Raw genomic sequence first — 26,214 nt, forward strand, 5'->3', positions numbered from 1 at the left:
TGTGAGGGGTGGCGGTTGTCGCTGTGCCTCGAAGACTGCCGCCCCGCGTTCACCGCGCGATAAACGGCGCTGTCGCGAGCTCGTCCGGCGCGTGCTCGTCCAGCAGCCGGCGGAGCTCCGCGACGTCCTGCTCGGCCCGCAGCCCCTCGAAGAGTTCCAGCGCGGCCCGCAGGCAGGCGCCGGCGCGGGCCCGCTGCCCCAGGTGGACGAGGCTGCGGCCGAGCGTCCGGAGCAGGCCGCCCTCCAGCATCGCGCTGACCTTGCGGGCGAGCGGCAGGAACGTCTCGGCGGTCCGCGCCGCCAGCGCGTACCGCTCCTCCTCGGCGTGGAGTTCCGCGATCAGGTTGCCCGACGCGGCCTCGAAGGAGGACACGTTCAGGGTGCGGAAGAGCGGCAGGGCGGCGCCGGCCCGGCGCAGCGCCTCGTCCCTGTCCCCGCACAGCCGCAGCACCCGGGCCAGGTAGTACAGGCCGATGGCCTTGGACACCGACTCCCGCCCGCCGAGCAGCTCCGCGCCGCGCTCGGCCGCCGCCCGCGCCTCGGAGAGGCGGCCCTGGCGGGCGTAGTTGAAGGCCAGCTCGCCCAGCGCGGTGCCCTCGGCGGTCGCCGCGTCCAGCGACCGGAAGAACCGTACCGACGCCTCTCCGTGCGCGACCGCGTCGGCGAAGCGGCCGCGGACCCGGGCGTGGGCGCACAGCGTGAGATGGGCCGAGGCGCACAGCCGCAGGTCGGCGTCGTGGCCGCAGAGCTCCAGGCAGCGGTGGAGCTCGGTCTCGGCCTCGGGGAAGGCGTTGGCGTGCCACAGCGCGTTCCCGCGCACGTAACGGGCCAGGGCCTCGGACGGCCGGTCGCCGCGCCGGGCGGCGACCTCGGCGACCTGCCGGGCCTGTTCCGACACCGCCGTGAGGTGGGTGATGCCGGAGAGCACCGTGTTGAGCCGGTCGAGGAGATCGGCGGCTTGGGACAGCGGCAGGCCGTCGTCGGCGGCGCAGGCGCGGGCGATCAGCGCCCGTTGCAGGGCGGTCTCCTCGCGCATCCAGTCGGTGGCCTCCCGGGCGGTGGCGAAGGAGAGCCCGGGGGAGGCCGGTACGACGTCGATGAGCGTGCGTTCGTCCGGCTCGGCGGAGTGCGCGACCGCGTCGGCGTTGCGGGCCGTGGCCAGGCAGAAGTCCAGCAGGCCGGCGAGGGCGCGGGTGATCGTGCCGGGGGAGTCCTCGCGGGCGCCCCGGGCCCGGGCGAAGGCGCGGACGAGGTCGTGGAACTGGTAGCGGTCCAGGCGGTGCGACTCCAGCAGGTTGAGTTCGACGAGGGATTCGAGGAGCTCCTCGGCCTCGTCGGCGCCCAGCCCCAGCAGGGCGGCCGCGCTCGGCAGGGCGAGGTCGGGGACGTCGAGGACCGCCAGCAGCCGGAAGGCGCGGGCCTGTTCGGGGGTGAGGGTGGTGTAGGAGAGTTCGAAGGCGGCGTCCACGGCGGCGTCGCCGGTGCGCAGTTCGTCCAGGCGCCGGCGTTCGTCCGCCAGCCGCCGGACCATGTCCGCCAGTGGCCTGCCGGGTTCGGCCGCCAGGCGGGAGGCGACGATCCGCAGGGCGAGCGGGAGGTGTCCGCAGGCGGCCACGAGTGCGACGGCCGCCTCCGGTTCCGCGTCCACGGCGCGGTCGCCGATGGTACGCCGCAGCAGGTGGAGGGCGTCGGCGGGCGGCATGACGTCCAGCCGCAGGTGATGTGCCCCGGCGAGTCCGGTGAGCCAGGCGCGGCTGGTCACCAGGACGGCACAGTCGGCGGCGCCGGGGATCAGCGGTCTGAGCTGTTCGCAGGAGGCCGCGTTGTCCAGCAGCAGGAGCATCCGGCGGTCGGCCAGCAGGGTGCGGTAGAGCGCGACGCGTTCGTCGGCGTCGTCGGGGACGTCCTCGTCGGCGACGCCCAATCCCCGCAGGAACCCCTCCAGCACGTGGTGGGGGTGGAGGGGTTCGGCGTCGGCGCCGCGCAGGTCGACGTACAGGCGTCCGTCCGGGAACGCGGCGTCGCCGAGCTCGTGCGCCGTGTGCACGGCGAGCGTCGTCTTGCCGACGCCCGCCATGCCGTTGACCGCCGAGACGACGACGGCCGAGGCGTCCGTCCTAGTCAGCAACCCGGTCAGCTCCCGGAGCTGCTCCTCGCGCCCGGTGAAGCCGGGGACGGGGGTGGGGAAGGCGCCGCCCGAACCGGGTGTGCGGGGCCGGGGTCCGCTGTCCTCGGGCAGCCGCAGGGCGGGGTCGCAGCGCAGGATCCGCTGGTGCAGCGCGGCCAGTTCGGGGCCGGGCGGAGTGCCGAGGTGGCGCCGGGTGTCCTCGTGGACGCCCAGCGCCTCGGCCTGGCGGCCCGCGCGGTACAGCGCCAGCATCTGTATCGCGCGCAGCGGCTCGCTGGCGGGGAACTCCATGACCAGGGCGCCCGCTTCGGCGGCCAGGTGGGGCCGGTCGCCGAGCTCGGCGTCGAGGCGGAGCCGGGCCTCCAGCAGGGATTGCCGCGTCCGCTGGAGGCGGGCGCGCAGGGACCGGGTGTGCGGTCCGTGGAGCCCGGCCAGGGGCTCGCCCGTCCACAGCTCCAGCGCGCCGGTGAGGACCTCGCGGGCCTGCCCGGCCGTGCCGCCGGAGGCCCGGATCTCCTCGGCCCGGGCCACGGCGCGCTCGAAGGCCCAGGCGTCCACGGCACGGGCGGGGACGCGCAGCGCGTACCCCCCGCTCCTGCCGTCGCCGACGGTGACGAGCAACGGCTCGGCGGTGTGCCGGGCCAGCGCCCGGCGCAGCCGCCACACATGGGTACGGACCGAGTGCTCCGGACGGGACGGCCGGTCGCCCTCGTCCCACACGGCGTCCACGAGCAGCGGCATCGACACCGTCCGGCCGGCGGCGGCCAGCAGCACCGCCAGCACCTCGTGCGAACGGGGCTGCCCGAGGTCGACCGGCAGCCCGTCGCACCAGGCCCGCATCGGGCCGAGCAGAGCGAATCCCAGCGCCGGGGCGGGGGCCGGGACCGGGGCGGGGGTGTTCACCGGGCGGGGGAGCCGCAGGGGAACTGGAGCCCGTAGGAGGCCGACCAGAGGCGGACGAAGTAGGGCGCCTCACTGTCGGTCGTCGCCAGGATCGACATGTCACCGCCGGATCGGACGGTGAGTTTGGTCCACGGCATGTGCCGGCAGTCGTCGCTGCCGGTACGGCTCTGCCAGAGCGCGCCGCCGTCCGGGGCGGTGACGACGAGGTTGCCGTCGGCGCGCAGCTCGGCCTTGTTGCCCTCGCCGGTGGTCCCGGAGTGCCAGCGCGGCTGCCGGTCCTCTGCGCCGTCGGCACTGGTGGTGTAGAGGGCGAGGTCGCCGTTCTGCTGCATGACGAGGCGGGTGTCACCGGAGGTCAGGCTCGTGCCTGGGGTCAGGGTGCCGCCGTTGGCGAGGGTGTCGGAGGCGGCGGGCGCTGCGGCGCGGGGCATGGCGGCGGACACGGCGGCGGGCATGGCGGCGTTGGCCGCGCCGCCGGTGGCCAGGAGCCCGGTGGCGGCGAGGAGGACGGCGGCCGCGGCGGAGGCGGGGCGCGTGACGGTCGGGCGGCTCGTTCTCAGTGACATTGCGAGACCTTTCCGGCTGGGTGGTACGTCTTTTGCGTACTGGTCTCGACCATCCCGGGTGCCGCTCTACAAACGATCGACAACTCGTTAACGGGTGGGGACTTGCTCATTGCTCCGCTCTGGTGAGGGTGCCTGCGATGAGGGTGGTCAGCATCTCCTCCAGGGTGGTGGTGAACTCCCTTACTTCTCTGACCGACCGGACTCGGTAGGATCCACCCGGAACATGGCAGAAAGAAGCGCTTGACCATGGGAGCGGACATCACCGTCCTCATAGTGGACTGGCACCACATGGCGAACATCCCCGAACTCGAACGCGAGAGCGCGCTCATGGAGGCGGCGGATCCGGACGACGATGACGGACCGGTCGAGGACGGCTGGGCCTGGCTGCCACCGGCCCCCGAGAGGTTCCCGGCCTGGTGCGGACGGTACGAGTTCGGCGGCACCCTGGGCTCGTACAAGCCGCACTTCTGGGCGGGCGAACGGTGGAACGCCATGCGCGAGCACGTCCCGGACGACCTGCGCACCGCGCTGGACGCCTTCCTCGCCGGGCTGATCTGGGACCCGCCCGGCACCGACCCCGGTGAGGACGACGCCGAACCGTGGCACGGCGCCCTGTGGACCTACTGCCCACCCCCCGACGTCCGCGCCCTGGTACAGGCGTGGGACGCGGTCGTCCCCAGGCTCGAAGAACTGCGCGGACCGTTCACCGCCCACGTCACCGCCGACCCCGGGGACTGGGTCGAGCGGTTCGAGGAATTCACCAAGCTGCTCCACGGCTGGGCCGAGGTCGTCGCTCAGGCCCACCGTCGCGGATGGGGGCTGGTCGGGCTGCCCATCTGATCCCGTTCCGCCCCGCGTCGCATCGGACGAAGGTTCGGGCCGGGTCTGCCTGATCGAGGGACTCCTCGGCGGCCGTCCAGTGCCGCGACATGCTCGCTCAGCTCTGCGAGCAGCGGCGGGTTGACGATGCGGACGATCGCCTCGATGTCCTCCTGGCGCGCGGCCGGCCACAGCTGGGCTCTCGCGGACCGGTATTTCACGGCGAGGCGCTCCCGCTTGTCCGGCGGTAGCTGAGCGGCCCGGTCCGGGCGTGAGTTGTGAGCGTTGTCGGAGATTTTCACCAGGGTCGCCTGGGGGTCGGCGGTGATGCGTGCGATCTTCTCCTCGTACGGCATGCCGGGCACGTTGGTCACCGCCTCGACGATCTCGACGACCCGGGCGGGGACCCCGGTCTCACGCAGCCTCTCGGCGGTCCAGTCGGTGTCTTCCAGGATGTCGTGGAGCAGACCTGCCTTGACCAGGTCGTCACCGAACGGGGCGAGCCCGGCGGCCACCGCTCGGACGTGCTCGATGTACGGCACGCCGTTCTTGTCGACCTGCCCGGCATGTGCCCGGGCCGCAAGCAGGTCGACCTCGCTGACGGACTTCATACCCGCTCCTCCCAGCGGCCTCCACCGCGTGTACCGCTTCTTCGCGCTGAACTGTTGTGCGAAGGGCTACCGGGGGCATCTTGCCCGGGGGCGGCGGTGCGGGGCCAGTCGGCACGGTCTTCGTGGGTACAGCCCGGAGCCGGGCTACCGCGTGTGGACCCGGGTCCGGGTCATTGACACGCTCGCGGAGGCGGCCCTGGCGGGCCCCGCGCCGAAAACCCCCGCGCCGGAGGGGGCCACGGCTGCGGACGCGACCGAGGCGACGGACGCGACCCCGGCGGCGGCCGCCGGGCGCGCATCCGTCCCCGAGGTCACCCGCCCCCGGTGGGAGACCGATCCGGGGATCGTGGGGGGAGCGCTTCCGGCTGGAGCGCGGCACCCGGTGACGCCGGACCGCCGCCCACGCGGAGGCGACCGCTACACCCCGGCCGGCCGCAACCCGGCCGGCGCCGGCACCGGAACCGGGGCCGGGGCCGGTTGTCCGAACGGGCGGCCGTCCAGGGTCCAGTGCGGGTCGATGGGTCGGCCGAGCGAGGCGTAGACCTGGGCGGCGACGTCCGGGTGGCGGACGGTGCCGGCGGGCGTGCCCGGCGGGAAGTGCGGGCCGCAGCCCGGGAGCCAGGCCGTGCGCTCCTCGGGGGTGTCGCCCCCGTGGCCGCCCGCGTCCACGTGGCCGTGGTCGGTGACCACCAGGACCGTCCACCACCACCAGGCGGGCCACAACCTCGGCGTCATCAGTCGCTACCCCATCACCGACCGCTTCGGCGAGCCCGCGCCCTCCGGCTACGGCGCCACCGGCGTCACCGTCCGCCTGGACGACACCAAGGGCGTCACCGTCTGGAACGCGCACCTCAACCACACGCCCTACGGGCCGTACGACGCCTGCCTCGACCGGCGGCCGGTCCCGGTGCTCGTCGAGCACGAGAGGGCCTCCGGGCGGGTCGCCGGGATCGAGGACATCCTGCGGGCGATGGCACCCGGCCTCGCGACGCGCGATGCCACCCCCGTTCTTCTCCTGGGCGACTTCAACGCCCCCTCGCACCTCGACTGGACCGAGGCCGCCGCCCCGCTGCACGGCGGGTACGGGCCCGTCGCCTGGCCCGTCAGCAAGGCGGCCGAGGAAGCCGGACTGCGCGACTCCTACCGGATGGCCCACCCCGACCCGGTCAGCGCGCCGGGCGCCACCTGGTCCCCGCTCCACCCCCTGCACGAGGACGGCAGCGGCCGGGCCGAACCACAGGACCGCATCGACTACGTCCTCTTCGCGGGCGACGGCCTGACGGTCCTGGACTCCACCACCCTCGTCACCGGCGGCCCGAGCCCGTACCCCGCCGTCGCCGCCAACACCTGGCCCTCGGACCACGCCGCCGTCATCACCACCTTCGCCGTCCGGTGACGGTGTGGCTGCTCCTCGCCGGAGCCATCGGCGCCGAGGTCACCGCCACCGTCGCCCTGCGCGCCTCGGACGGCTTCAGCCGCCCTCTCGCCTTCGCCGTGGTGGTCGCCGGATACGTCACCGCTTTCTTCCTGCTGTCACGTGTGCTCGCCCGGGGCCTGGCGCTGGGCGTGGCCTACGGCATCTGGTCGGCGATCGGCGTGACGCTCGTGTCGGTCATCGGCGCGGTGTGGTTCGGCGACCGGCTCACCTGGGCCCAGATCGGCGGCATCGCGCTCGTGGCGGCGGGAGTCCTCGCCCTGGAAGTGGGCCGGGCGCACTAGCGCTCGCGCGGGCGGCGGGCCTCGCGGCGGTCCTCCTCGTCGTGGAAGAGGTCGGCCGCCCGCCCGCTGTGCTCGTCTCGCTCGACGGAGGCGTCCTCGTCGTCGGTGTCGACGCCCCGCGCGCGCAGCCACTGGTCTTGCACCTGCACCTTCAGGGGAGGCGTCGAGTCCAGGTCGCAACGACCAGCCCCTCGGGCTGTCAGGCGGGTGTTCCGTTCGCGTTGCGGATCAGTTGCCGGAGCACTTTCACGGTGGTGACGTAGTCCGCGTCGCTGATGCCCTGGTGGAGGGCGGCGCGGATCGCGGGGGCGTTGCGCGCGAGGTCGACGCGGGCATGTTCGCCCTTCTCGGTGAGCAACAGCCGGTCCTCGGCGTCCCGGGTCAGCCAGCCGCGCTCGACGAGCACCTTGGACTCCGCCGACAGGTCGTCCTCCGGCCGGATGTAGGAGGCCATGGCCTCCCGCAGCTCGGTCAGGGTCATCCCCGCGCCGTCGGGCGAGATGTCGTTCGCCGACAGGTTGCGCAGCAGCCAGAACTGGGGCTGGGTGTAGCCCTTCTCGGCCTGCCGGGCGCGGGTGTACGCGATGAGCGCCTCGTAGGCGACGCCGGTCCAGTGGGCGGCCGGCTGCCCGGCGAGTTCGGCGTCGGGGGTCTGCTCGGTCGTCATGGGATGCCCCTCCTGGTGCTTCGGTTCCGCGCCCGCCCATGGGGCAGGCCGTACGGGGACGGTAGGGCCTCAAGTGCGGTTGAGGGCAAGTGTGTGATCTTCCGGACGCCGTCGACGCCACGGTGGCGCCGGGTCCTCGGGACGCAGGGGCCCGGTAGCGCGGGAGCCGGCAGCGGGTGGCGACGTGCTGGACGACCTGCGCAGCATCCGGAGGCATGTCTGTGTAGGACATCTGGTGGCACCTGTCCCACTGACTTTAGGCTCCCGCTCACCTGTGTGCTTTCCACCCATTCGCAGAGAGGACGTCGGGTGTCCGATGAAGCGACCGGCGACGAGAGAGTCACCGAAGGTACCTGGGCCATACCGCTGCTCATCACCATCCCCTTGGTGGCCATCAGGTATTTCTCGAGCATGTCCACGCCGTGGCTGGTGATCGCCTGGGCGCTGTGGGGTCTTGCGGCCCTGCTGGCCGTTGTCGGTTGGGTCAGCGTGGTGCGGCATGGTGTGGGTGACACCAAGTCGTGGTTCACCTGCGCGCTGCTGCACGTCGCTCTCGCCGGCCAGGTTGTTGCGCTTCTGCGCTGAACAGCGGGCCGCTGAACGTGGGTCTGCCTCCCCGGTCAGGTACGACCGGGGAGGGTGAGCGGCTTGTGCCGCCAGACCACCGCCGGCCGCGGTTTTGAGACATTCCCGCGGTCCACGCCCTCTCCCTCATGGTTCCCCCACCCACACCTCTCTCCCAAACTATGTAGCCCCACGACATAGGTCCCGGGCCTGCCCCTTCCTACGGTGTGGCGACGCAACGACGCGTCCCTCGCCCACCCGGAAGTGATCACATGGCCACCCCCTCCCCACACACCCCAACGTCCAACTCGCTCCCCAGGATCGTTGTCGCGAGTCTCATCGGCACCACCATCGAGTGGTACGACTTCTTCCTCTACGGGTCCGCGGCCGCGCTCGTGTTCAACAAGCTCTTCTTCCCCGGCTCCGATCCGCTCGTCGGCACGTTGCTGTCGTTCCTCACCTACGCCGTCGGGTTCGCCGCGCGGCCGTTGGGGGCGCTGGTGTTCGGGCACTTCGGGGACCGGCTGGGGCGGAAGCGGCTGCTGGTGACCAGCCTCCTGATGATGGGTGGTGCGACGTGTGCCATCGGGGCGTTGCCGACGCACGCGACCGCCGGATCCCTCGCCCCCGTCCTGCTCACCACGCTCCGCCTCGTGCAGGGGTTCGCACTGGGAGGTGAGTGGGGTGGGGCGGTGCTGCTCGTGGCGGAGCACGGGGACCCGCGACGGCGGGGATTCTGGGCCTCGTGGCCGCAGACCGGCGCTCCGGCCGGACAGTTGCTGGCGTCGGGCGTGCTGTCCGTGCTGACGACCCTGCTGCCGGACGAGGAGTTCACGGCGTGGGGCTGGCGGATCCCGTTCCTGCTGTCCGGCGTCCTGGTGGTCGTGGGCCTGTGGATCCGGCTGTCCGTGGACGAATCCCCGGTGTTCAAGGCGGCGCGGGCACAGGCCGAGGCGCGGCGACGGGACGTCGGTACGCGCGAGCGGATGCCCGTCGTCGCCGTGCTGCGGGACCAGTGGCGGGACGTCCTGGTGGCCATGGGCGCGCGCATGGCCGAGAACATCGGTTACTACGTCATCACCGCCTTCGTCCTGGTCTACGCGACCGAACACGCCCACCTGTCCAAGCAGACCGCGCTCAACGCCGTACTGATCGGCTCCGCCGTGCACTTCGCCGTCATCCCCGCCTGGGGCGCCCTGTCGGACCGCGTCGGGCGGCGGCCCGTGTATCTGCTGGGCGCGGTGGGCGTCGGGGCGTGGGCCTTCCCGTTCTTCGCCCTCGCCGGCTCGGGGTCGTCCTGGGCGCTGGTCGTCGCGGTGACGGTCGGGCTCGTGTTCCACGGGGCCATGTACGCGCCCCAGGCGGCCTTCTTCTCCGAGATGTTCACGACCGGCGTGCGGTACTCGGGGGCCTCGATCGGGGCGCAGTTCTCCTCCGTGGCGGCCGGCGCCCCGGCCCCCCTGATCGCCACGGCGCTGCTCGCCGAGCACGGCAGCGGAGCCCCGGTCGCCCTGTACGTGATGGCCGCCGCGGCCCTGACCGTGGCGGCGGTCGGCTGTGCCCGGGAGACACGGCACCGCGACCTCTCCGACGACCGGGACGAGCACGACCAGGAGGAGGACCGGAACGACCCGAACGGGCGCGGCACGCCCTCACTCGCCCCCGAGCGCCGGTGAGATCCGGTGCAGGCGCAGCGCGAGCTGGATCTCCAGGGCGCGGGCGGGCGACTGCCAGTCCGCGCCGAGGAGGCGGCCGACCCGGTCGAGCCGCTGCGCGACCGTGTTGACGTGCACGTGCAGGGCGTCCTTGGTGCGGGCCTGGCTCATGCCGCAGCGGAAGTAGGCGTCGAGCGTGGCGACGAGGTCGGTGCCGCGCCGCGCGTCGTAGGCGACGACCGGCCCGATCGTCCGGCCGACGAACCGGCCGGCCGCCTGTGTGCCGCCGCCGGTACCGGTCAGCAGCAGGCCCACGAAGCCGAACTCGTCCGCCGCCGCTCCCTCACCGCCCCGGCCGAGCGCGTGGAGCACCTCCAGGCAGCGGCGGGCCTCCGCGTAGGCGGCGGCGACCCCCTCGGGACGGGCGGCGGGCGCGAGGACGGGAGTGGAGGCGCCCACGGTGACGGGGGAGTGGACGGCCTCGCCCAGGCGACGGGCGATGCCGCCGGCCTTGACGCCGGCTCCGTCCTCGGGGCCACTGTCCTGGGGGCCGTGCGGCAGGAGCAGCACGGCCCCGCCGTCGCGGGCCACCGCCAGGCCCTGCTCCGTGGCGGCCAGGTGGGCGGCCGCGGCCCACAGCCGCTGCCGGTCGGCGGGGGCGTCGGCGGACTCGTCGGCGATGCGGGCGGCGAGGACGACGTGGGGGGCGTCGAGGTCGGCGCGCAGGCGGGCGGCGCGCTCGCGCAGGAGGCGGGGCGCCCGGCCGGGCGCGTCGAGCAGGTCGTCCAGGAGCTCCCCGCGTACGCGCTGTTCGGCCTCGCTCGCCGAGCGCCGGGCCAGGCGCAGCAGCGCGGTGACCATGGCGGCGCGTTCGAGGGTCCGCCGGTCGGCGGGGTCGAGTCCGGGACGCTCGCGTAACCGGATCGCGCCCAGCGGTTCGTCGCCGGCGGACACCGCGGCGACCCAGTCGTCACCGTGCCGGACCGCCCGGCCCTCGGAGCGGGAGCGCTCGACGGCGTCCGGAGGCCCGTCCCCGGAGGCGGGTTCGAGGAACTCGGCCGCACCGCCGAGGACTTCGGCGAGGGTCTCCAGGACGCCGGGGACCCCGCCGCCGCGCAGGACCAGCTCGGTGAGCCGGTCGTGGATCTCGGCGGCGCGTTCGACAGCGGCGCTGCGCTCACGGACGATCGCGTTGGCGGCTTCCAGATCGGCCAGCGCCGAGCGGGTCTCCGCGAGGAGGTCGGCCGTGTCGATGGCGACCGCGGCGTGGGCGGCGAAGGACGACAGCAGCGCGATCTGCTGCTGATCGAAGACACGGGAGCGGCGGTCGGCGGCGAAGAGCACGCCGATGACGCGGCTGCCCAGCCTCAGCGGGACCCCGAGGATGGCGACGAGTCCTTCGTCCCGCACGCCGGAGTCGATGGTCGTGGTGTGCCGGAAGCGGGGGTCCCGCAGGTAGTCGTCGGTGGCGTACGGGCGCGCCGTCTGCGCGACCAGTCCCCCGAGCCCTTCCCCCATGCCGAGCCGCAGCGCCTGGAAGCGGGCGGACACCGACCCGTCGGTGACGCGCATGGAGGTGTCCCCGACGGCCGCGTCGTTGAGGGTGAGGTACGCGGCGTCGGTGCCCAGCAGCGAACGGGCGCGCCGGACGATGGCCCGGAGTACCTCGTCGATGTCCCGCAGCCCCGCCAGGTCGTGGGCGGTGGCGAAGAGGGCCGACAGTTCGGCTTCGCGCCGCCTGCGGTCCTCCAACTCGGCCCGTACGCGCAGCGCGAGGAGCCGGGCGTGCTCGGCCGCGGCGAGCACGCCCGGCGGCGCCCCGCCGGCGCGGGCGCGCAGGACGGGCCGCTCGTAGGCCTCGGCGGGGGCACTGTTCGCGAGGAGCTCCAGATAGGCGGCGGAGGCGCAGCCCGCCGGGCAGCCGGCGAAGCCGTCGGCGGGGGAGGAGACGGGGGAGGAGACGGGGGAGGAGACAGAGGCGGAGACGGGGGCTCCGGCGGGCCGGCGAGTCCACTCCTGGACCTGCTCGTGGGTCTGGTCGTCAGGCATGACGACATCGTCGTGGATCCGCCTCGACGGGCGGTCCATGCGCCGTCGCGAGGCGGCGGGTCATCGTCGCGGGGCGGGAAGGGAGGACGTGGCGATCCGGCCGAGGAGAGTGGCCAGTCGCCGGGGCATGGAGAGGAACGGCGAGTGGCTGCTCGGCAGCCGGTGGACGGAATCGGCGCGCTTGGCGAGCTCGCGTTGCCGGGACGGGTCGAGCGCCTGGTCGCGGTCGCAGACGATGTAGGCGGAGGGCACGGTGCGCCATCCTGCCGCGGTCACCCGCTCCGTGGAGGCGCGGACGCTCTGCGGGCGCAACTGGGCCACGGCGCGGCGGGCCTCGGCCTCGGGCACGTCGTCGAAGAGTATCCGCCGGGCGTCCTCGTACGGCGGGGTGTGACCCGTGCCGTCGTCCGGCGCGGGTGTTCCAAGGATCGTGAGCATGCTTTCGCCCACGTCCGCTTGGAATGCGGCGAGGTACACGGCCCCTGCCACGTTCTTGGCATCCGCGATGGCCTCCGTGGCGGGGACGCCGCCGTAGGAGTGGGCGATGACCACTACCGGGCCGTCGATGCGCCGGAGGCTGTCCCGGATGACGTCCGCGTCGTCCAGCATGCCCGCCGGGCGGGTGCCGTCCCGTCGGTCGGCCGGGTGATTGGCGCTGGGCAGGTCGACGGCGTGGGACCGCCAGCCGTCGGCGTCGAGCGCGGCGCGTACGGGGTCCCAGCACCAGGCTCCGTGCCAGGCTCCGTGGACCAGCAGGAAGGTCGGCCGGTCGGTGTCGGCATGCAAGTGCGGTACCTCCGTTGTCCGAGCTGCGGATGGCGGGAGACCGTGGCGTGAAGCGGGCCGCCCCGCACATGGGTCGCGGGCCGAGTGGCCGCGCTCAGGACTCCCGACGATACGTCACCGCCCTGGTGGACCTCGCGGCCGTTCGAGACGACTGTCACACGGCCCGTCACATGGTCGCGGGCCGACCGTGGTCCGGGGCGGGGCGGGTCGCGAGGTAGAGGGCGATGGCCCAGCCGATGAGGGTGCTGCCGAGAACGAGGTTGATCGTCAGGACGAGCAGCCGTCTGGGATGCCCGCGGCGGAACGCGATGACCGACGGCGCGAGGTACAGGGCCACGATGACGACGCCGAGGACAAGTGCCTCGAACGGTCCTATTCTGCTGAACATCGGCTCAGCCTATCCGGGTGCTCCCGCCGTCGGACAGGAAGCGGAGCGGGTTGCGTCGTGTGATCAGGTCGATCACCTCGTCGCCGACGCCGGCCGCCCGTGCCCTCGGGAGGAACGAGCGGAAGAGGTGCCCGTAGCCGTGGCCGCCCTCTGCCGACAGGTAGGCGTGCCGGGAGATGTCGCAGCTGAGCAGCACCCGGTCGGCGAAGCCGGCCTCGAGGAGGGCGATCAGCAGCCGTAGTCGTGTGCCGTCGTCGGTGTACCGCTCCTTGCCGATCGTGTCGAAAGCGACGTACGCGCCCGCGGCGGCCAGGGCGCGGTGGACGGCGTGGTCGTCCAGCAGGTCCTGGTGGCCGATGGCGACGCGGTGCGCGGGCAGCCGCGCGCCGGTGAGCAACTCCAACTGGGCGGGGCCGCCGACGCCCAGGTGGGCGTGGGTGGTGACGGACAGGCCGGTCGCGGTCGCGGCCAGGGCGGCGGCGGTCAGGACGCGCCGTTCGGCGGCGCTGGGCCGTTCACCGCCGCTGCCGACCTCTCCGATCACCCCGGGACGGACCGCGCCGCCGGCGATGCCGTCCTCGATCTCCCGCACCAGCACCTCCGCGAGGTGAGCGGCGTCGGCGGCGCGGTGGACCTCGGGTGGGAGGAAGGAGCCGTAGTACCAGCCGGTGCCGGCGACCACCGTCACCCCGGACTCCCGGGAGATCCGCGCGAGGGCACGCGGGTCGCGGCCCATGCCGCGGCAGGTGAGCTCGACCACCAGGGCGAGGCCGTACTCCTCGCGGAGCCCGGTGAGCTCCGCCGTGACGTGGCGACCGTGAACATCCGGCCGCAACACGGCCTCCCGGTCGGTGCGCCGGGTGAGGTCCAGCGCCAGGTGCTCGTGGGGGAGGACCGGGCCCCGTACGGCGGAGACGGGCAGCGGTCCCGTGGCGGTGCGCAGACTGCTGTTCATGGGGTAGTGATGCCCTTGCGGCAGCGGCAGCGGCAGCGGCAGCGGCAGCGGCAGCGGCAGCGGCGTCGGGCAGAGGGTTGAGGATTGTGGCGGCGTGAGGTGCGGCGGATCGCCGAGGCGGTCGAGGGGTGTGCGGCCGAGGGCGGCGGCTGTGTGCTCGCCGCGCTCGACGGCCGGGCGGGGGCCGGGAAGTCGACGCTGGCGGCCCTGCTGGCCGAGCACCTGGGCGGGACGGACCGCGCGACGGTGGTGCACGGCGACGACTTCCTGCACCCGATGCCCGACGACCGGCGGTTCTCGCTGGACACCGTGGAGGGCTACCACGGCTACTTCGACTGGCCGCGGCTGCGCGACCAGGTCCTCGCGCCCCTCACCCGAGGACAGCCGCCGCGCGGCACGGTGATCGTCGAAGGCGTCCTGACCGCCCGCCCCGAGCTGGCCGGCTTCTACGACCTGACCGTTTTCGTGGACACCCCGAGCGAGGTGTGCCTGCAGCGCCTGTACGCCCGGGGCCGCACCCCACGGCGAGAGGCGTGGATCGCCCGCTGGCGCGCGCCGTCGAGGAGTACTACCTGACGTCCACCGGACTGCGCGAACGCGCCCATCTCACCGTCCAGGCCGTTGAATCCGTCCACCGCCGGTGAATCCGTCCACGGCCGGTGAATGGCCCGGGCGAGGTCGTTACGATGCGGGGATGCTGTCGATGGTGGTGGCGCCCCGGGGGAGCGGACCGGTGGTGTCGCGCAACGCGGACGTCCCCCACGACGCGGCGAGCACCATGAAGGTGGCCGTGCTGGCGGCTCTGCACCGCAGCGGCCTGGACCTGGACACACGGATACCGGTGGTCAACGAATTCCGTTCCGTGGCGGGCGGCGGCAATTACGGCAACGACCCCGCGTGGGACAGCGATGAGCTACCGTGGCGGCGGCTCGGCGAGCCGGTCTCACTGCGCTGGCTCGCCGGCCGTATGGTCACCCACTCGTCCAACCTCGCCACCAACCTGTGCCTCGCCCAGGTGGGGCAGGAGGCCGTGGACCGGGTCTGGCGGCGGGCCGGTGCCACGGCCGGGGGCAGCCCGCGCGGGATCGAGGACTACGCGGGTCGCGACGCCGGCGTGCACAACCGGGTCTCCGCGCGGGATCTCGTCCGGCTGCTGGAATCCCTGGAACCGGAGGTGCTGGCGCTGCTGGAGCACAACGTCCACCGCGTGGACATCGCGGCCGGGCTGCCGCCGGGCACGCGGCTGGCCGGGAAGAACGGCTGGTTCCCCGGGCTGCGCCACAGCGCCGCCGTCGTCCATCCCACGGACGCGCCGCCGTACGTCCTCGCCGTCTGCTACACCGGGCCGCTCGCGAACGGCCGCGCGGCCGACGATCCGGCGGCCCGGCTGCTGGCCCGCCTCTCAGCCGGAGTGTGGCGCCACCGGCACGCCCTGGCCGGCCACGTCACCACCTGACACGCCACCACCTGACGCCAAGCTGTCGACGGTGGCGGCCAGCGCCTCGATGGCGGCCCGGTTGAGGAGGTTGACGCGGACGTAGCCGGGGTGGCCGTCGAGTTCGAAGTGCCGCTCGTCGAGCGCCAGGAACCAGCGGTGCGGGACGTGCGGCCGGGCGAAGAGGAAGAAGCCCGTCTCGACCGGCATTCGCGCGGCGAGCGCGCCGCTCGCCGTGAGCCGCGCGTGGTTGTCGCGGATGTGCCCGACCAGGTCGCCGTTGCCGTGCTGTGTCATGACGTCCACGGCGCGGTGGGCGAAGAGGCGGTCGGAGACGGCGACGTCCCCGTGGAGGTTGATGTGGAGGTCGGCCAGCTCCTGGCGCAGCGCGGCGGGCACCAGCAGGTGGGCGCAGCGGTATCCGTGGATCGACAGGTACTTGGTGGGGCACACCATGCGCAGCGTGCGCTCGACGGGCAGGCGGGCGCTGGCCTCGCCGGGTCTGCCGTCCCAGGGCATGTACTGGAACGTGCCGTCCACGAACACCAGCGAGCCGGTGGTCCGCTGCCATGCCGCGATCGCGTCCAGGACGTCCTGCGGCACGCGGCGACCGGCGTACCAGACGGGGTCGGTCAGCACGAGGACCGTTCGCTCGTCGGGCAGGCTCAGGTCGAATTCCGGCTGGTACGCGTGGCCTGACGCCACCGGAACCGGCTCGATGCCGAACGCGCGGAAGAGGTACGCGAGTTTGTAGTAGACGGGCGCCACGTAATGAACCCGCCGGTGGCCGTTCATGGCCAGCCAGGTGACGAACGTCCCGAGCAGACTGCTCGAACCGCCGGACGGGACGACGTTCCGCTCGCTGTAGGCCACTCCGTCGTACCGCTCGTGCATCGCCGCGATCCTGGACCGGAGCCGCACGTCCTCGTCGAGACCGGCGTAGCGGGTGATGTCCGCCAGATGGCGCGGCGCGGTATCGGCGAGTTCGCCGAGGTACTTCTCCACATAGGGGTGGTCGCCGTTGTAGTCGGACAGGAACACGCGAGCGCCCGGTTGTTGGCGTTCCGCCTCGATGTGTTCGTGCCACTCCAGCATGCGGAACAGCGAGGGGCTCGCCGAACGTCCTGGACCGGTGTGTCGCATACTCTCCCCTGACGTGGCCGGAGATGGACCGGGCCTACCCGCCGTGTGCGCGTCCGGCCGGCAGCACGCCCTTCCTACCCGCCCCGTCCGCGCGGGAAGCGGGCGCGCCCGAGGATGACGCGGACAGGTAGCCGGCCACCCGCCGGACCCCGTCCGCGCCGGCCTCGGACACGGCGCCGAGGACCTCCGGTGCCAGCGCGACCGGGACGCCCAGCCGTTCCACGCACTCCCGCGCCAGCCGCCGGCCCGCCGCGGCGATCGGCTCCGTGTCCAGGAAGTACGGAAGCTTCATGCCCCGTTCCGTGGCGACGAGGAGCGCCATCTCCGCGAAGCGTTCCGCCGCGTCGTCCACCGTCATCGTCTGGATGGGCTCGCGGCCGGGCGCGAAGACCGCGTACGGATCGCTCTCCGCGGGGGCGTCCTCGGTGAGGAGTCCGGCCAGGTGGCGGGCGATGGCCGGGGCGCTGTGGAAGCCGTCCCGGTAGGTGCCCGTCGCGAAGAGCAGGCCGCGCATCGGCGCGCGGCCCAGGAGCGGGAAGGTGTCCAGCGTGACGGGCCGCAGGCCGTAGTGCCAGTGCCGCACGGCCGAGAACGCGATGTTCCGGTCGAACTGCGCGACGCAACCGGCCAGCAGTGCCTGGACGATGCCCAGTCGCGGCCCGGCGGGCGCGTCGAGCAACACGTGGTTGGTCGCCCCCAGGTACTCGGCCTTTTCCCCGAGCGGCACCGCGTGCAGTCCGCAGCCGCCGACGAGGGTGGGCGTGCGCACGACGTACGGCACGGCCTCGCCCAGTACGCGTTCGGTCTCCAGCGCCACGCCCGTACCGTTCAGCATCGGCTGCACCATGCCCGGAGGCAGCCGCTCGATCAGACGCCCGGTCGCCGCGCCGGCCGCGAGGACGACGGCGCCCGCCGCGAGCGTCGTTCCCGAGGCCAGTCGCACTCCGGTGACCGCGTCCTCGGCCGAGGACGTCACCAGGGACGTCACCTCGTCGGCGACGCGCGTGACGCCGAGCCCGGACGCGGCGGCGTCCAGCGCCGCGAGCACACGCCGGGCGTCGACCGCCCCCTCGTTCTCCAGGTACAGGGCGTCCACGGGCTGATCGCCCGCCGCCGCCTCCAAGAAGCCGATGCCGTAGGGATCCACGTCCTCGCACGGCTCGCCGTGCTCCTCGGTGGCCGCGCGGATCGCCCGCATGCCGCCCACGCCGTCACCGGCGGAGCGCGCCCCCAGCACGACCAGCGTTCCCCGGGCGCGCCCGACCGGCATCGCCGCGTGCCGTGCCGCCTCCGCGAGCCGGGCCGGCCAGTCCGGCCACAGCCGGGCCGCTTCGCGCGCCAGCGCGAACTTCGCCCGGGACGCCGGATGGTCACCGGTACGCTCCGTGACCTCGGCGAAGCAGTTGAGCATCGCTCCCGCCGCCACCGACGCGGAACCCGGGCGCGGCTCCGGGCCGACCACGGCGATCCGCAGGGCCGGATCGCGCAGCGCCGTCTCGACGGCGACCGACAGACCCAGCGCCCCGTTCCCCACGATCATCACATCGGCTGTCACGGCCTTCACCATCCCGGAAGACAACAGGACGCGTGTGCCGAGCGGAAGGCCGCGAACGAGACACGGCGGCCGTTCTGCCGCCGTCCCCCGACGCGGAGACTGGACCGTTCGCGCTACTCCCGGCACGGTGGAGACGGCGGCAATGCCCGATCCACGCACGCTCCCGCACTCGGCCGGCCCTGGAGGCAGCGTGATCCACATCAGTGAGACCCTGGTACTGCAGACCGTCGAGGACTTCCTCGTCGCCGACGAACTCTCCCAGCTCCGCAAGGTGATGGCGGAGGAGCGGCAGGCCGCCGGCTGGGTGCCGCGCCACCAGGCGGAGGTCGTTCCGGCCCCGGCGGCCGCGCAGGAGGTCCTGCGGCAGGCCACCGAGCGCGCGCTGCCCGTCATCCGCCGGGTCATGCCCTCCGTCCGGGCCGCCGCGCCCTGGGGCTACACCGAGCTCGGCACGGGCGAGCGGGTGCCCACCCACCTGGACGGCATCCCCCGGCCGTCGGTGGCGCCCCGCCGCATCGGCCGTATCCGGGTGGTGCTCGAGGAGGCGGACGACGGAGGGGACTTCTACGTCGAGACCACGTCGAGCGGTTCGGTCTGGACGGGCGAACTGGCCGGCGAGGCGGAGGGCTTCCAGCCCGCGACGGCCCTGACGCACCGGCTTCCGCACGCTCCCGGGCCCGACACCCACCAGCACGACGCGGAGCCCGCGTGGCTGCGGGGCGCCCGTCGTACCCGGTGGACCACCGCGGCCGGGGCGGGCGTCGCCGTCGCGTACGGCGCCCAGGTGATCCACGGCGTCTCTCCCGTACGGGCGGGACGCGTACGGAAATTCGTCACCGACCTGCTCGACACCGGGCGGGACTGAAACCCGGACGCGCTCGCGCCCGGGGGCGGTGGTGATCCACCGCCCCCGGGCACACCCCCGTGGCCACTGGTCCCCGTGGAGGGGAGCTGGTCAGGGCTCGTACCAGACGACTCCCTCGCCACCGTCCTGGGCGATGGTCTTCGTCATGACGTTGCCGTCCCGCTGGTACTTCGGGTGCTGCTGCAGGAAGCCGCCGATGGACGACAGCGCCGTCGCGTCGCACACGCCGTCGGTGCGGATGCAGAAGCGCCGCACCGGGATGCCGTCGAACTTCTCCGGGCCCGGGCCGGGAGAGGTGAAACCGAAGGCGCTCCAGCCCTTGGGCAGCTTGGCCCAGATGCCCGTGCCCGGCTGCATCGGGTCGGAGTAGAGCTTGCCGCTCACCAGGGAGCGGGGGATTCCGGTCTCACCGCTCGCTATCTTCTGGAGGACCTGGTCGGCCGCCTGCGCGCCCTGCGAGTAGCCGACGATCGTCAGGCGGGCGCCGGGGTCGCGACGGTGGGTGTCCTCGGCGGCGGCCAGCAGATTGCGGTAGCCCTCGCGGACGCTGGTGTCGAAGCTCGGCGCGGTCGGGTCCGGGAACTGGTTGTGGCCGTTGAGCCAGGGGCCGGCGCTCGCCGGGTAGCACACCGGCACCGGAATGCCCCCGTCGAGGTGCTGGTTGGCGAACGCGTAGCTGCCGGTGCAGCCGGGCGCGGGCGCCGCCGAGCCGGTGCCGCCCAGCTCCAGGTAGTAGTGGCGCGCCGGATCCGCGTGGGCGACGGTGGGCACGGCGGCGGTCATGGCCACCATGACCGCCGCCGCCCCGGCGACGATCGCCTTCCTCCATCTGCGGGCCAGGGTCATCGCTCTGTGTCTCCTTGTGGTCGTCGAGCCGGATCAGAACCGGCTTGGAACGCTTGGACGTTAGGGGCCGCCGTTGACATCGTGATGAAACCGCTCGCCAGGCCGCTGCTGGTTCGCCGAGAGTTCAGCGTGCGCCGCCGCCCGGGCCGAGGCGCTCCACGAGCGCGCGGAGGACGGCGGTGTTGGGGATTCCGGATTCGGTGGGGGACGGTTCGTGCCACGTCCCGTCGATGTCGAGCGCGACGACTCCCGGCCCCGGCCCGGTCCGGAGGCAGCGGACCCGCGACCACCGCGCGCGGACCTCTCCCCACCCGATCTCCGCCCCGGTGAGCCAGACGGCCCCGAAGACCAGGCGCTCGCCCCCGGCCAGCGCGGCCAGCGCCCGGGGCAACTGGGCGCGGACGACGCCCCGCTCGACCTCGGACCACCATTCCGGCGCCCCGCCCGGCCTCGGACCGCCGGGCAGCCGCAGGACGACCCGCTCCCCGTCGACGTCCGTGAGCGCGCAGGCCGCGCCCGTACGGCCCGCATCGCCCGGACGCGCGGCTTCCGTCCGGAACACGGAGGTCGTGTCGTAGCGGACGACGTGGATCCGGCCCTTGACGGCGACCGTCATCCCGTTCTCGTACAGGTCCAGGCGCGCGGCGTCGCGCGCGTTCGCCGCTCCGGCGGCCCCGCCGTGCCGGACGAGGGCCAGCAGACCGCGGATGCCCGCGTGCGCCGCGCGTGCCGTGCGCGCGGCCGTCGCGTGGGTGGCGCGCCGCCTGCCGAGCCCCTCGCGGCCCGCGGCCGCCGAGATCCTCGCCAGCAGCAGCTCCTCGCCGCGCGTACGCCGCGTCGGGTCGCTCACCGCGTCGTTCCGGTGAGACCGAGGCGGATGTCGTCCCCGCGCAGAATCGTCCGGTGCGTGTGCCGCAGCAACCGGCCCGGGGAGACGCCCAGATCGTCGGCCAGGCGGCGGCGGGTGCGGTCGTAGACGGTCAGCGCGTCGCCCTGCCGGCCGCTGAGGTACAGCGCGCGCATCAGCATCGCGGCGACGGGTTCGTTCAGGGGCTGCGCCACGGCCAGGGCCGACAGCTCGGCGATCGCCTCGGCGTGCTGGCCCAGCCGCAGCTGCCAGTCGAGCTTGCGCTGCACGATGACGATCCTGCGCTCGGTGAGCCGCAGCCGCTCCAGCTCCGCGAAGGGGCCCGGCTGGCCGGCCAGCGGCTCGCCGCGGAACAGGTCCAGCGCCTGGGAGCAGGCGCGGACCGCCTCGGCCAGATCGCCCGCCCGCTCGGCCCCGCCGGCCGCGGTGACCAGCTCCTCGACGCGTGCCACGTCCACGCCGACCGCGCCGGGGAGCAGCCGGTAGCCGCTCCGGTCGCGCTCGATCACCGAGTCGGGGCCGCCTCCCGCGTGGAGGGCCTTGCGCAGCCGGTAGATGTACACCGGCACGACGTTGGTGTTCGGCGGTTCCTCCCCCACACCCCGTCGGTCAGTTCCTGCCGGCTGACCGACCGGCCCAGGCACAGGGCCAGCGCCGCCAGCACGGCTTGCTGGCGCAGGTGGCCCAGGTCCAGGGGCTGCCCGTCGCGCCAGGCCCGCAGGGGGCCGAGCACCGAGATCCGTAGCCGCGGGCCGGGGGCGTGGCGGGCGGCGCCGGCCGGTGGCGGGGGGCTCGTCGCCAGCGGGCTCGTCCCCGGCAGGCTCGTCGCCTGCCTGCGGGGGCCCCGGCCGGGGGCGACGAGGCCGCAGTCGAAGGCGTGGACGATCGCGGCGGCCCGGTCGCGCAGCCCGAGCGCGGCGAGGATCCGCGCGAGGTGTCCGGCCACGGCCTCTTCGGGGATGGCGAGGACGGTGGCGATCTCGTCGTCCCGCAGGCCGCAGCCGACCGCGTAGAGGACGTCGCGCTCCTGGCGGCCGAGCGGGACGGCCTGCCGGCCGGTGGTCTTGGTGATCGGCATCGTGGCTGCTCCCCGTGAGTCGAACCGCTTCCGCTTTCCGCGGTGGATCACGTCGAAGGTGGCCCCGGGGGAGGGGGAACGGACAGGCCAAACGACCGGCCGTATGCGGCCGGTGGCCACGCTAGAGTCCGTCACCTGGTGAAACACCTGTCCGAGTGGTCGAGAGTTCGACGGTTCGAGGGGGAGGCCGTGATCTGTGGCCAGTGAGTTCAGCACGCTGTTACGGCGGCTGCGGCGCGACGCGGGAATGACTCAGGAGGCATTGGCGGAACGTGCCGGGGTGGGCGTGCGCACCATCCGCGGCCTGGAGACCGGCGAGCGAGTGGACCCGCGAGTGACCACGGTGCGGCGCCTGGCGGAGGCGCTCGCGCTGGCGCCGGCGGAGAGCGACGAACTACTCGCCGCCGCCGTCCGCCGCACCGGGCCGGAGGCCCGGGCGGAGGGACGGGCCTCCGGTCTGCCCGACGGTCTGCCTGACGGAGGGCCGGGCGAGTGGTCCGGCGACCGGTCGGACGGTCGGCCCGACGGGCGGCCTGACGGCCAGACCGAGGGTCGGCCTGACGGTCTGCCCGGCAGCCGGTCCGACGGCTGGCCCGGCCGCGCTCGACCGGCCACGGGGCGGCCGGTTCCGGCCGAAGGGGGCACCGGGCCGTCGGCCCCCGCCGAACCGGCCACCGGACGCTCGGTTTCGGCCGAACAGGCCGCCGGGTCGTCGGCTCCCGCCGAACCGGCCACGGGGTGGCCCGTTTCAGCCGAGCAAGCCGTTGGGGCCTCGGCCTCCGCCGAACCGATCCCTGGACATCCGGGATCCGTCGAAGCGGCCACGGGACCATGGCGTCCAGCCGAACGCGCCGAGGGAACGTCGGCTTCCGCCGGTCCCGTCGCGGGGCGGCCGGTTCCCGTCGGCTCGGCCACCGGGGGGCCGGTCCCAGCCGAGTCGCCCGCCGGGCGCCCGGCCCCCATAGAGCGGGCCGCAGGCCAGCCCGCTCTGCGTGACACCCTCGCCGGCGTCGCCGAGCAGCTCGCTCACGCGGTGGCGGCGCGGTGGCAGCGGGAGGAGGAGCAGCGGCAGGTGCATGATCCGTATCCGTTGCCCGTGCGGTGGGGGGCCGTGGCCGAGGAGTTGACCGATCACTGGGCCAACATCCGGCGGCTGCCCGCCGGAGCCGCGCGCGGCGGCGCGCACGGGCCGTTGGCGCTCGGGGGGCGGCTGGACGAGGTCGTGGAGGTATACCGGCGGATCCCCTCCGGGCGGCTGGTCGTGCTGGGGCGGCCCGGTTCCGGGAAGTCGATTCTCACCACGAGGTTCGTCCTCGATTACGTCGCGTCGAGGAGCGGCGGCGACCCCGTACCCGTCATCTTCGGCATCGGCGCCTGGGACCCCACCGCCATCACCTTCCGGGACTGGCTCACCGCCCAGCTGATCCGCGACCACCCCGGCCTCGCCGGCGCGGCCGCGCCCGGTGGGCCGAGTCTGGCCGCCGCGCTGGTCGAGGCCGGCCGGGTGCTCCCCGTGCTCGACGGCTTCGACGAGATCGCCGGGGGACTGCACCGCCCCGCGCTGGAGGCGCTCAACGCCACCACGCTCCCCCTGCTGCTGACGAGCCGCCCGGCCGAGTACGCCACAGCGGTGGCGGAGACCGACGTGCTCACGTCCGCCGCCGCCGTGGAGCTGACGGACCTCACCCTCGACGACCTGGCCGACTACCTGCCGCGCACCACGCGCAAGGCCCGTGGCGGGGACGCCGCGACGACCGGGTGGCACCCCGTGCTGAGCGCGCTGCGCGAGCGGCCGCGCGGCCGGGAGGCCGAGCAGCTCGCCGCGGTGCTGACCACCCCGCTGATGGTCACGCTCGCCCGCGCCGTCTACAGCGACACCCCGGGCCGCGACCCGGCCTCGCTCCTCGACATCCACCGGTTCGCCGGCCCCGGAGGAGTGGAGGACCACCTTCTGGAGACGTTCACCGCCACCGCCTACCGCCTCCGCCCGGAGCACCGCCCGGACGGCGCCCCGCGCCGCGGCGTCGACCCGGAACGGGCGCAGTACTGGCTCGGCTACCTCGCCCACCACCTGACCCGGCTCGACACCCCCGACCTGGAGTGGTGGCGGCTCGGTTCAGGAGTGCGCCGCCCGGCGCGCGTCCTGGTGACCGCGCTGCTGACCTGTGTGGTCGTCGGGGTCGTCGACTGCGTCGTCGGCCTCCTCTTCGACACCCTCCGCTTCCAAATCGCGGAGGGGCTGACGACGGGGTTCCTCTCCGGGCTCATCAGCGCGCTCGCCTACTGGCTCCTCGTCGCGGGCAGGAACACGGAGGTGCCGCCGTCCGGCATGCGCGTGAGGGTCTTCGGCAGGGCCGGCGCGGCGTCCGGCCGGAGGGCGAGGGGCCGCATGGTGCTGGGGCTGCTGTGCGGGCTCGTCTTCGGGATCGGCTACGGCTTCCAGCACGGCGTGCTCAAGGGCCTCCTCCGGGGCACCGGCCCGCTGGGCATGCTGTCCTTCGGGCTCTACGACGCCGTGTTCTTCGGGTTCGTGTTCACGCTGGGAGGCGGCGCCGCCCTGGGGCTCCTGGCCTTCCTCGAAACCCCTCTCGACATCAGGTCCGCCGTCAACCCGGTCGGCCTGCTGCGGACGAACCGGCGGACGGTCGTCGCCCAGTTCCTCGTCTGGGTACCCGCCTTCGGGCTCCTGGCCGGCGTCGGGTCCTCGCTGGCGGTCCGGCCCCTGTCGGTGCTCCTGGGCCCGCTCGTCTGGGGCGCCGGGGCCTCGGTCAAGCTCGGCCTCATCAGCGGGCTCTGCGTCGCCATCGGCTACGTCTTCGCCCTGAGCGCGTGGGGCCAGTGGGTGGTGTTCTGCCGGATCTGGCTGCCGCTGACGGGCCGGCTGCCCTGGGCCGTCGTCGCCTTTCTGGAGGACGCCTATCAGCGGGGCGTGCTGCGTCAGGCGGGCGCGGTCTACCAGTTCCGCCACGCCCGCCTCCAGGACCACCTCGCCCGCACCTACCGGGCGCGCCGCGCCGCCGCCCCCACTCGATGACGGTCGTTCGGCGCCGCCCTCAGGCGGCGCCGAACACCACCGCCGAGTTGTGGCCGCCGAACCCGAAGTTCTGCTTGACGGCGACGCCGATCGGGGCGGGGCGGCCCACGAGTGGGGTGTAGTCCAGGTCGCAGTCGGGATCCGGGTTCCGCAGGTTCGCGGTGGGCGGCACGTACTTCTCCCGGATGGCGCGCAGCAAGCCGACGCTCTCCAGGATCCCGCTCGCGCCGCACGCGTGGCCGACGACCGACTTGGGCGCGGTGATCGCCACGCGCCGCGCGTGCGCGCCGAACGCCCGTTTGACGGCCGCGGTCTCGGCCCGGTCGCCCTGCGGCGTCGAGGTGCCGTGGGCGCTGACCAGGTCCACGGCGGCGGTCTCCAGGCCGGCGTCGGCGCAGGCCAGCTCGATCGCCCTGGCCGCCACCGCGCCGTCCGCCCGGGGCGCCACGGGGTGGTGGGCGTCGCAGGTGGACGCGGCGCCGAGCACCTCGCCGTGGACGGTCGCGCCCCGGCGCAGCGCGGACCGTTCGGACTCCAGGACGAGCACGGCGGCGCCCTCGGCCGGCACCATGCCGTCGCGGTCACGGTCGAACGGCCGGGAGGCGAGCGCCGCCTGTGCCGCGGGCCGCTGGGAGAGCGCGTCCAGCAGACGGAACGAGGCCAGCGCCGGTATGTCCAGCCAGCTCTCCACACCGCCGACGAGAACCACGTCGGCGGTGCCGTCGCGCACCGCGCGCAGGCCCGCTCCGATGGCGTCCGTCGAGGCCGCGCAGGCGGTCGAGAGGGTGAGCACCGGGCCCGTGACGCCCAGTTCCTGGGCGACGAGCCCGGCGGCCTGGTTGGGCAGCAGCCGGAGCAGCCCGAGCCGGTCCATCCGGGGCCACCCGCTCCGGTTGAGTACGGTCACGAGTCGCGCGGTCTCGTCGAGCCCGCCGCCACCGGTGCCGACGTACAGGGCGCCCGGCGCGGTGCGCAGCCGCGCGTCGTCCCGTGCCTTCATCGCCGCGGTGAACAGCAGTTGCTGGAAGCGCGAGGTGCGGCGGACCTGCTGGGCGGACATGTGCTCGCGGGGGTCGAACCCCCGGATCACGCCCGCGACCTGGCAGGGCAGGGGCCCTTCGAGCTCCAGCGGCGAGATCGCGGGCCGCCCCGCGGCCAGGGCGTCCCACAGCTCGTCCGGTGTGCCGCCCGCGCACGACTCGACGCCGATGCCGGTCACCAGCACGCGGTGGCGCGCCGCCCGGGGTGTCACGGCGTCCCCGGGTGTCACAGTGCCGCTGGGTGTCACAGTGCCCCCGCCATCGCGTCGGCCACGTCCCCGACCGTGTGGAGGTCGGCGATCCGGATGCCGGTGTCCGCCAGCTCGACCCCGAACTCCTGCTCAAGGGCACTGATCAGCTCCAGCGCCTCCATGGAGTCGAGGCCGAGCACCGGCTGGCCGGGGTCGGCCGCGTAGAACAGCGCGGAATCGCGGGTGACGGCCGTTCCGGAGTCGCCCAGATCCGGCCGGATGCCGGTGATGGCGCGGGTGACGACGTTCCATACCTCGGTCATGACGAATTCCTTTCGTGGCGTGACGT

General features: G+C 74.0%; 23 protein-coding genes and 4 pseudogenes. 10 read left to right on the top strand and 17 right to left on the bottom strand.

Annotated features, from left to right (window positions below; genetic code table 11):
- Nucleotides 1-49: 49 nt before the first annotated feature.
- Both EKH77_RS29295 and EKH77_RS29300 read right to left on the bottom strand, forming a co-directional pair.
- On the bottom strand, nt 50-3,031 hold the full coding sequence (locus tag EKH77_RS29295) for an AfsR/SARP family transcriptional regulator (protein ID WP_126917254.1): 2,982 nt from the start codon (nt 3,029-3,031) through the stop codon (nt 50-52).
- Nucleotides 3,028-3,597 (bottom strand): hypothetical protein, encoded by a 570-nt coding sequence (locus EKH77_RS29300; protein WP_126917255.1) that lies wholly within the window; start codon nt 3,595-3,597, stop codon nt 3,028-3,030. Before EKH77_RS29300 ends, EKH77_RS29295 begins: the two co-directional genes overlap by 4 nt.
- A 246-nt stretch (nt 3,598-3,843) precedes the next feature.
- On the opposite strand from EKH77_RS29300, the gene EKH77_RS29305 reads away from it, so the two are divergent.
- On the top strand, nt 3,844-4,437 hold the full coding sequence (locus EKH77_RS29305; RefSeq protein WP_126917256.1) for a hypothetical protein: 594 nt from the start codon (nt 3,844-3,846) through the stop codon (nt 4,435-4,437).
- Nucleotides 4,438-4,535: 98 nt separating this feature from the next.
- On the opposite strand, the pseudogene EKH77_RS29310 reads toward EKH77_RS29305, so the two are convergent.
- Nucleotides 4,536-5,027: pseudogene (locus EKH77_RS29310) on the bottom strand (HD domain-containing protein); the annotation flags it as partial.
- A gap of 492 nt (nt 5,028-5,519) precedes the next feature.
- Nucleotides 5,520-5,729: pseudogene (locus EKH77_RS33165) on the bottom strand (HAD-IA family hydrolase); the annotation flags it as partial.
- Between EKH77_RS33165 and EKH77_RS29315 the strand changes: the two are divergent.
- Both EKH77_RS29315 and EKH77_RS29320 read left to right on the top strand, forming a co-directional pair.
- Entirely contained in the window at nt 5,710-6,423 is a 714-nt protein-coding gene (locus EKH77_RS29315; RefSeq protein ID WP_346429084.1) for an endonuclease/exonuclease/phosphatase family protein, read from the top strand. The pseudogene EKH77_RS33165 and the gene EKH77_RS29315 sit on opposite strands and share 20 nt — an antisense overlap.
- Nucleotides 6,420-6,746, top strand: a complete 327-nt coding sequence (locus EKH77_RS29320) for a DMT family transporter (protein WP_206279951.1) — start codon at nt 6,420-6,422, stop codon at nt 6,744-6,746. Before EKH77_RS29315 ends, EKH77_RS29320 begins: the two co-directional genes overlap by 4 nt.
- Here the strand turns inward: EKH77_RS29320 and EKH77_RS33170 are convergent.
- Nucleotides 6,743-6,889: a hypothetical protein gene (locus EKH77_RS33170; protein ID WP_164737898.1), complete on the bottom strand. Its 147-nt coding sequence runs from the start codon at nt 6,887-6,889 to the stop codon at nt 6,743-6,745. The two genes, EKH77_RS29320 and EKH77_RS33170, sit on opposite strands and share 4 nt — an antisense overlap.
- 56 nt (nt 6,890-6,945) lie before the next feature.
- Nucleotides 6,946-7,413, bottom strand: a complete 468-nt coding sequence (locus tag EKH77_RS29325) for a MarR family winged helix-turn-helix transcriptional regulator (RefSeq protein WP_126917259.1) — start codon at nt 7,411-7,413, stop codon at nt 6,946-6,948.
- Nucleotides 7,414-7,722: 309 nt separating this feature from the next.
- On the opposite strand from EKH77_RS29325, the gene EKH77_RS29330 reads away from it, so the two are divergent.
- Both EKH77_RS29330 and EKH77_RS29335 read left to right on the top strand, forming a co-directional pair.
- The gene (locus EKH77_RS29330) at nt 7,723-7,998 is read left to right on the top strand and encodes a hypothetical protein (RefSeq protein ID WP_126917260.1); all 276 of its coding nucleotides are present in this window, start codon (nt 7,723-7,725) and stop codon (nt 7,996-7,998) included.
- 251 nt (nt 7,999-8,249) lie between these two features.
- Complete coding sequence (locus tag EKH77_RS29335) at nt 8,250-9,653, top strand: MFS transporter (protein WP_126917261.1); 1,404 nt, start codon at nt 8,250-8,252, stop codon at nt 9,651-9,653.
- On the opposite strand, the gene EKH77_RS29340 is transcribed toward EKH77_RS29335, so the two are convergent.
- The 4 genes from EKH77_RS29340 to EKH77_RS29355 all read right to left on the bottom strand — a co-directional run bounded on the left by EKH77_RS29340 (nt 9,630) and on the right by EKH77_RS29355 (nt 13,810).
- Nucleotides 9,630-11,681, bottom strand: coding sequence for a helix-turn-helix domain-containing protein (locus EKH77_RS29340; RefSeq protein ID WP_126917262.1), 2,052 nt, complete (start codon nt 11,679-11,681; stop codon nt 9,630-9,632). The genes EKH77_RS29335 and EKH77_RS29340 overlap by 24 nt on opposite strands.
- 60 nt (nt 11,682-11,741) lie before the next feature.
- A complete protein-coding gene (locus EKH77_RS29345; protein ID WP_126917263.1) occupies nt 11,742-12,467 on the bottom strand; it encodes an alpha/beta fold hydrolase in 726 nt (241 codons plus the stop codon).
- A gap of 166 nt (nt 12,468-12,633) precedes the next feature.
- Nucleotides 12,634-12,855, bottom strand: a complete 222-nt coding sequence (locus tag EKH77_RS29350; protein WP_126917264.1) for a superinfection immunity protein — start codon at nt 12,853-12,855, stop codon at nt 12,634-12,636.
- Between the two features lie 4 nt (nt 12,856-12,859).
- Nucleotides 12,860-13,810 carry a phosphotriesterase family protein gene (locus tag EKH77_RS29355; protein ID WP_126917265.1) on the bottom strand — a complete coding sequence of 317 codons (951 nt, stop codon included), beginning with the start codon at nt 13,808-13,810 and terminating at the stop codon, nt 12,860-12,862.
- Nucleotides 13,811-13,909: 99 nt separating this feature from the next.
- Between EKH77_RS29355 and EKH77_RS29360 the strand changes: the two genes are divergently transcribed.
- Nucleotides 13,910-14,386 (top strand): uridine kinase family protein, encoded by a 477-nt coding sequence (locus EKH77_RS29360; protein ID WP_164737899.1) that lies wholly within the window; start codon nt 13,910-13,912, stop codon nt 14,384-14,386.
- A gap of 118 nt (nt 14,387-14,504) precedes the next feature.
- Nucleotides 14,505-15,266 (top strand): serine hydrolase, encoded by a 762-nt coding sequence (locus EKH77_RS29365; RefSeq protein ID WP_126917267.1) that lies wholly within the window; start codon nt 14,505-14,507, stop codon nt 15,264-15,266.
- Here the strand turns inward: EKH77_RS29365 and EKH77_RS29370 are convergent.
- Nucleotides 15,213-16,340, bottom strand: a complete 1,128-nt coding sequence (locus EKH77_RS29370; RefSeq protein ID WP_164737900.1) for an aminotransferase class I/II-fold pyridoxal phosphate-dependent enzyme — start codon at nt 16,338-16,340, stop codon at nt 15,213-15,215. The two genes, EKH77_RS29365 and EKH77_RS29370, sit on opposite strands and share 54 nt — an antisense overlap.
- 82 nt (nt 16,341-16,422) lie before the next feature.
- A complete protein-coding gene (locus tag EKH77_RS29375; protein WP_164737901.1) occupies nt 16,423-17,943 on the bottom strand; it encodes an NAD(P)/FAD-dependent oxidoreductase in 1,521 nt (506 codons plus the stop codon).
- A gap of 190 nt (nt 17,944-18,133) precedes the next feature.
- On the opposite strand from EKH77_RS29375, the gene EKH77_RS29380 reads away from it, so the two are divergent.
- The gene (locus EKH77_RS29380) at nt 18,134-18,808 is read left to right on the top strand and encodes a hypothetical protein (RefSeq protein ID WP_126917270.1); all 675 of its coding nucleotides are present in this window, start codon (nt 18,134-18,136) and stop codon (nt 18,806-18,808) included.
- 90 nt (nt 18,809-18,898) lie between these two features.
- On the opposite strand, the gene EKH77_RS29385 is transcribed toward EKH77_RS29380, so the two are convergent.
- The 3 genes and pseudogenes from EKH77_RS29385 to EKH77_RS29395 form a co-directional block, all read right to left on the bottom strand.
- On the bottom strand, nt 18,899-19,654 hold the full coding sequence (locus tag EKH77_RS29385; protein WP_126917271.1) for a PE-PPE domain-containing protein: 756 nt from the start codon (nt 19,652-19,654) through the stop codon (nt 18,899-18,901).
- Nucleotides 19,655-19,778: 124 nt separating this feature from the next.
- Complete coding sequence (locus EKH77_RS29390) at nt 19,779-20,504, bottom strand: hypothetical protein (RefSeq protein WP_126917272.1); 726 nt, start codon at nt 20,502-20,504, stop codon at nt 19,779-19,781.
- Nucleotides 20,501-21,600, bottom strand: a pseudogene (locus tag EKH77_RS29395) (BTAD domain-containing putative transcriptional regulator). The gene EKH77_RS29390 and the pseudogene EKH77_RS29395 overlap by 4 nt, the downstream one beginning before the upstream one ends.
- Nucleotides 21,601-21,847: 247 nt before the next feature.
- Here EKH77_RS29395 and EKH77_RS34095 point away from each other — a divergent pair.
- Nucleotides 21,848-21,937: pseudogene (locus EKH77_RS34095) on the top strand (helix-turn-helix domain-containing protein); the annotation flags it as partial.
- Between the two features lie 774 nt (nt 21,938-22,711).
- Nucleotides 22,712-24,634 carry a hypothetical protein gene (locus tag EKH77_RS29405; protein ID WP_240667813.1) on the top strand — a complete coding sequence of 641 codons (1,923 nt, stop codon included), beginning with the start codon at nt 22,712-22,714 and terminating at the stop codon, nt 24,632-24,634.
- 19 nt (nt 24,635-24,653) lie between these two features.
- On the opposite strand, the gene EKH77_RS29410 is transcribed toward EKH77_RS29405, so the two are convergent.
- Nucleotides 24,654-25,886 (bottom strand): beta-ketoacyl-[acyl-carrier-protein] synthase family protein, encoded by a 1,233-nt coding sequence (locus EKH77_RS29410; protein WP_126917274.1) that lies wholly within the window; start codon nt 25,884-25,886, stop codon nt 24,654-24,656.
- Between the two features lie 32 nt (nt 25,887-25,918).
- Nucleotides 25,919-26,188, bottom strand: a complete 270-nt coding sequence (locus EKH77_RS29415; RefSeq protein WP_126917275.1) for an acyl carrier protein — start codon at nt 26,186-26,188, stop codon at nt 25,919-25,921.
- Nucleotides 26,189-26,214 lie beyond the last annotated feature (26 nt).

The organism is Streptomyces luteoverticillatus, assembly GCF_003970715.1.
Taxonomy (GTDB): Bacteria; Actinomycetota; Actinomycetes; order Streptomycetales; family Streptomycetaceae; genus Streptomyces; species Streptomyces abikoensis.

What these genes read in the sequence shown, in the direction of transcription:
- EKH77_RS29300 (WP_126917255.1), bottom strand. Translation starts at nt 3,597, where the DNA reads ATGTCACTGAGAACGAGCCGCCCGACCGTCACGCGCCCCGCCTCCGCC.
- EKH77_RS29305 (WP_126917256.1), top strand. Translation starts at nt 3,844, where the DNA reads ATGGGAGCGGACATCACCGTCCTCATAGTGGACTGGCACCACATGGCG.
- EKH77_RS29325 (WP_126917259.1), bottom strand. Translation starts at nt 7,413, where the DNA reads ATGACGACCGAGCAGACCCCCGACGCCGAACTCGCCGGGCAGCCGGCC.
- EKH77_RS29335 (WP_126917261.1), top strand. Translation starts at nt 8,250, where the DNA reads ATGGCCACCCCCTCCCCACACACCCCAACGTCCAACTCGCTCCCCAGG.
- EKH77_RS29340 (WP_126917262.1), bottom strand. Translation starts at nt 11,681, where the DNA reads ATGCCTGACGACCAGACCCACGAGCAGGTCCAGGAGTGGACTCGCCGG.
- EKH77_RS29350 (WP_126917264.1), bottom strand. Translation starts at nt 12,855, where the DNA reads ATGTTCAGCAGAATAGGACCGTTCGAGGCACTTGTCCTCGGCGTCGTC.
- EKH77_RS29355 (WP_126917265.1), bottom strand. Translation starts at nt 13,810, where the DNA reads ATGAACAGCAGTCTGCGCACCGCCACGGGACCGCTGCCCGTCTCCGCC.
- EKH77_RS29365 (WP_126917267.1), top strand. Translation starts at nt 14,505, where the DNA reads ATGCTGTCGATGGTGGTGGCGCCCCGGGGGAGCGGACCGGTGGTGTCG.
- EKH77_RS29370 (WP_164737900.1), bottom strand. Translation starts at nt 16,340, where the DNA reads ATGCTGGAGTGGCACGAACACATCGAGGCGGAACGCCAACAACCGGGC.
- EKH77_RS29385 (WP_126917271.1), bottom strand. Translation starts at nt 19,654, where the DNA reads ATGACCCTGGCCCGCAGATGGAGGAAGGCGATCGTCGCCGGGGCGGCG.
- EKH77_RS29415 (WP_126917275.1), bottom strand. Translation starts at nt 26,188, where the DNA reads ATGACCGAGGTATGGAACGTCGTCACCCGCGCCATCACCGGCATCCGG.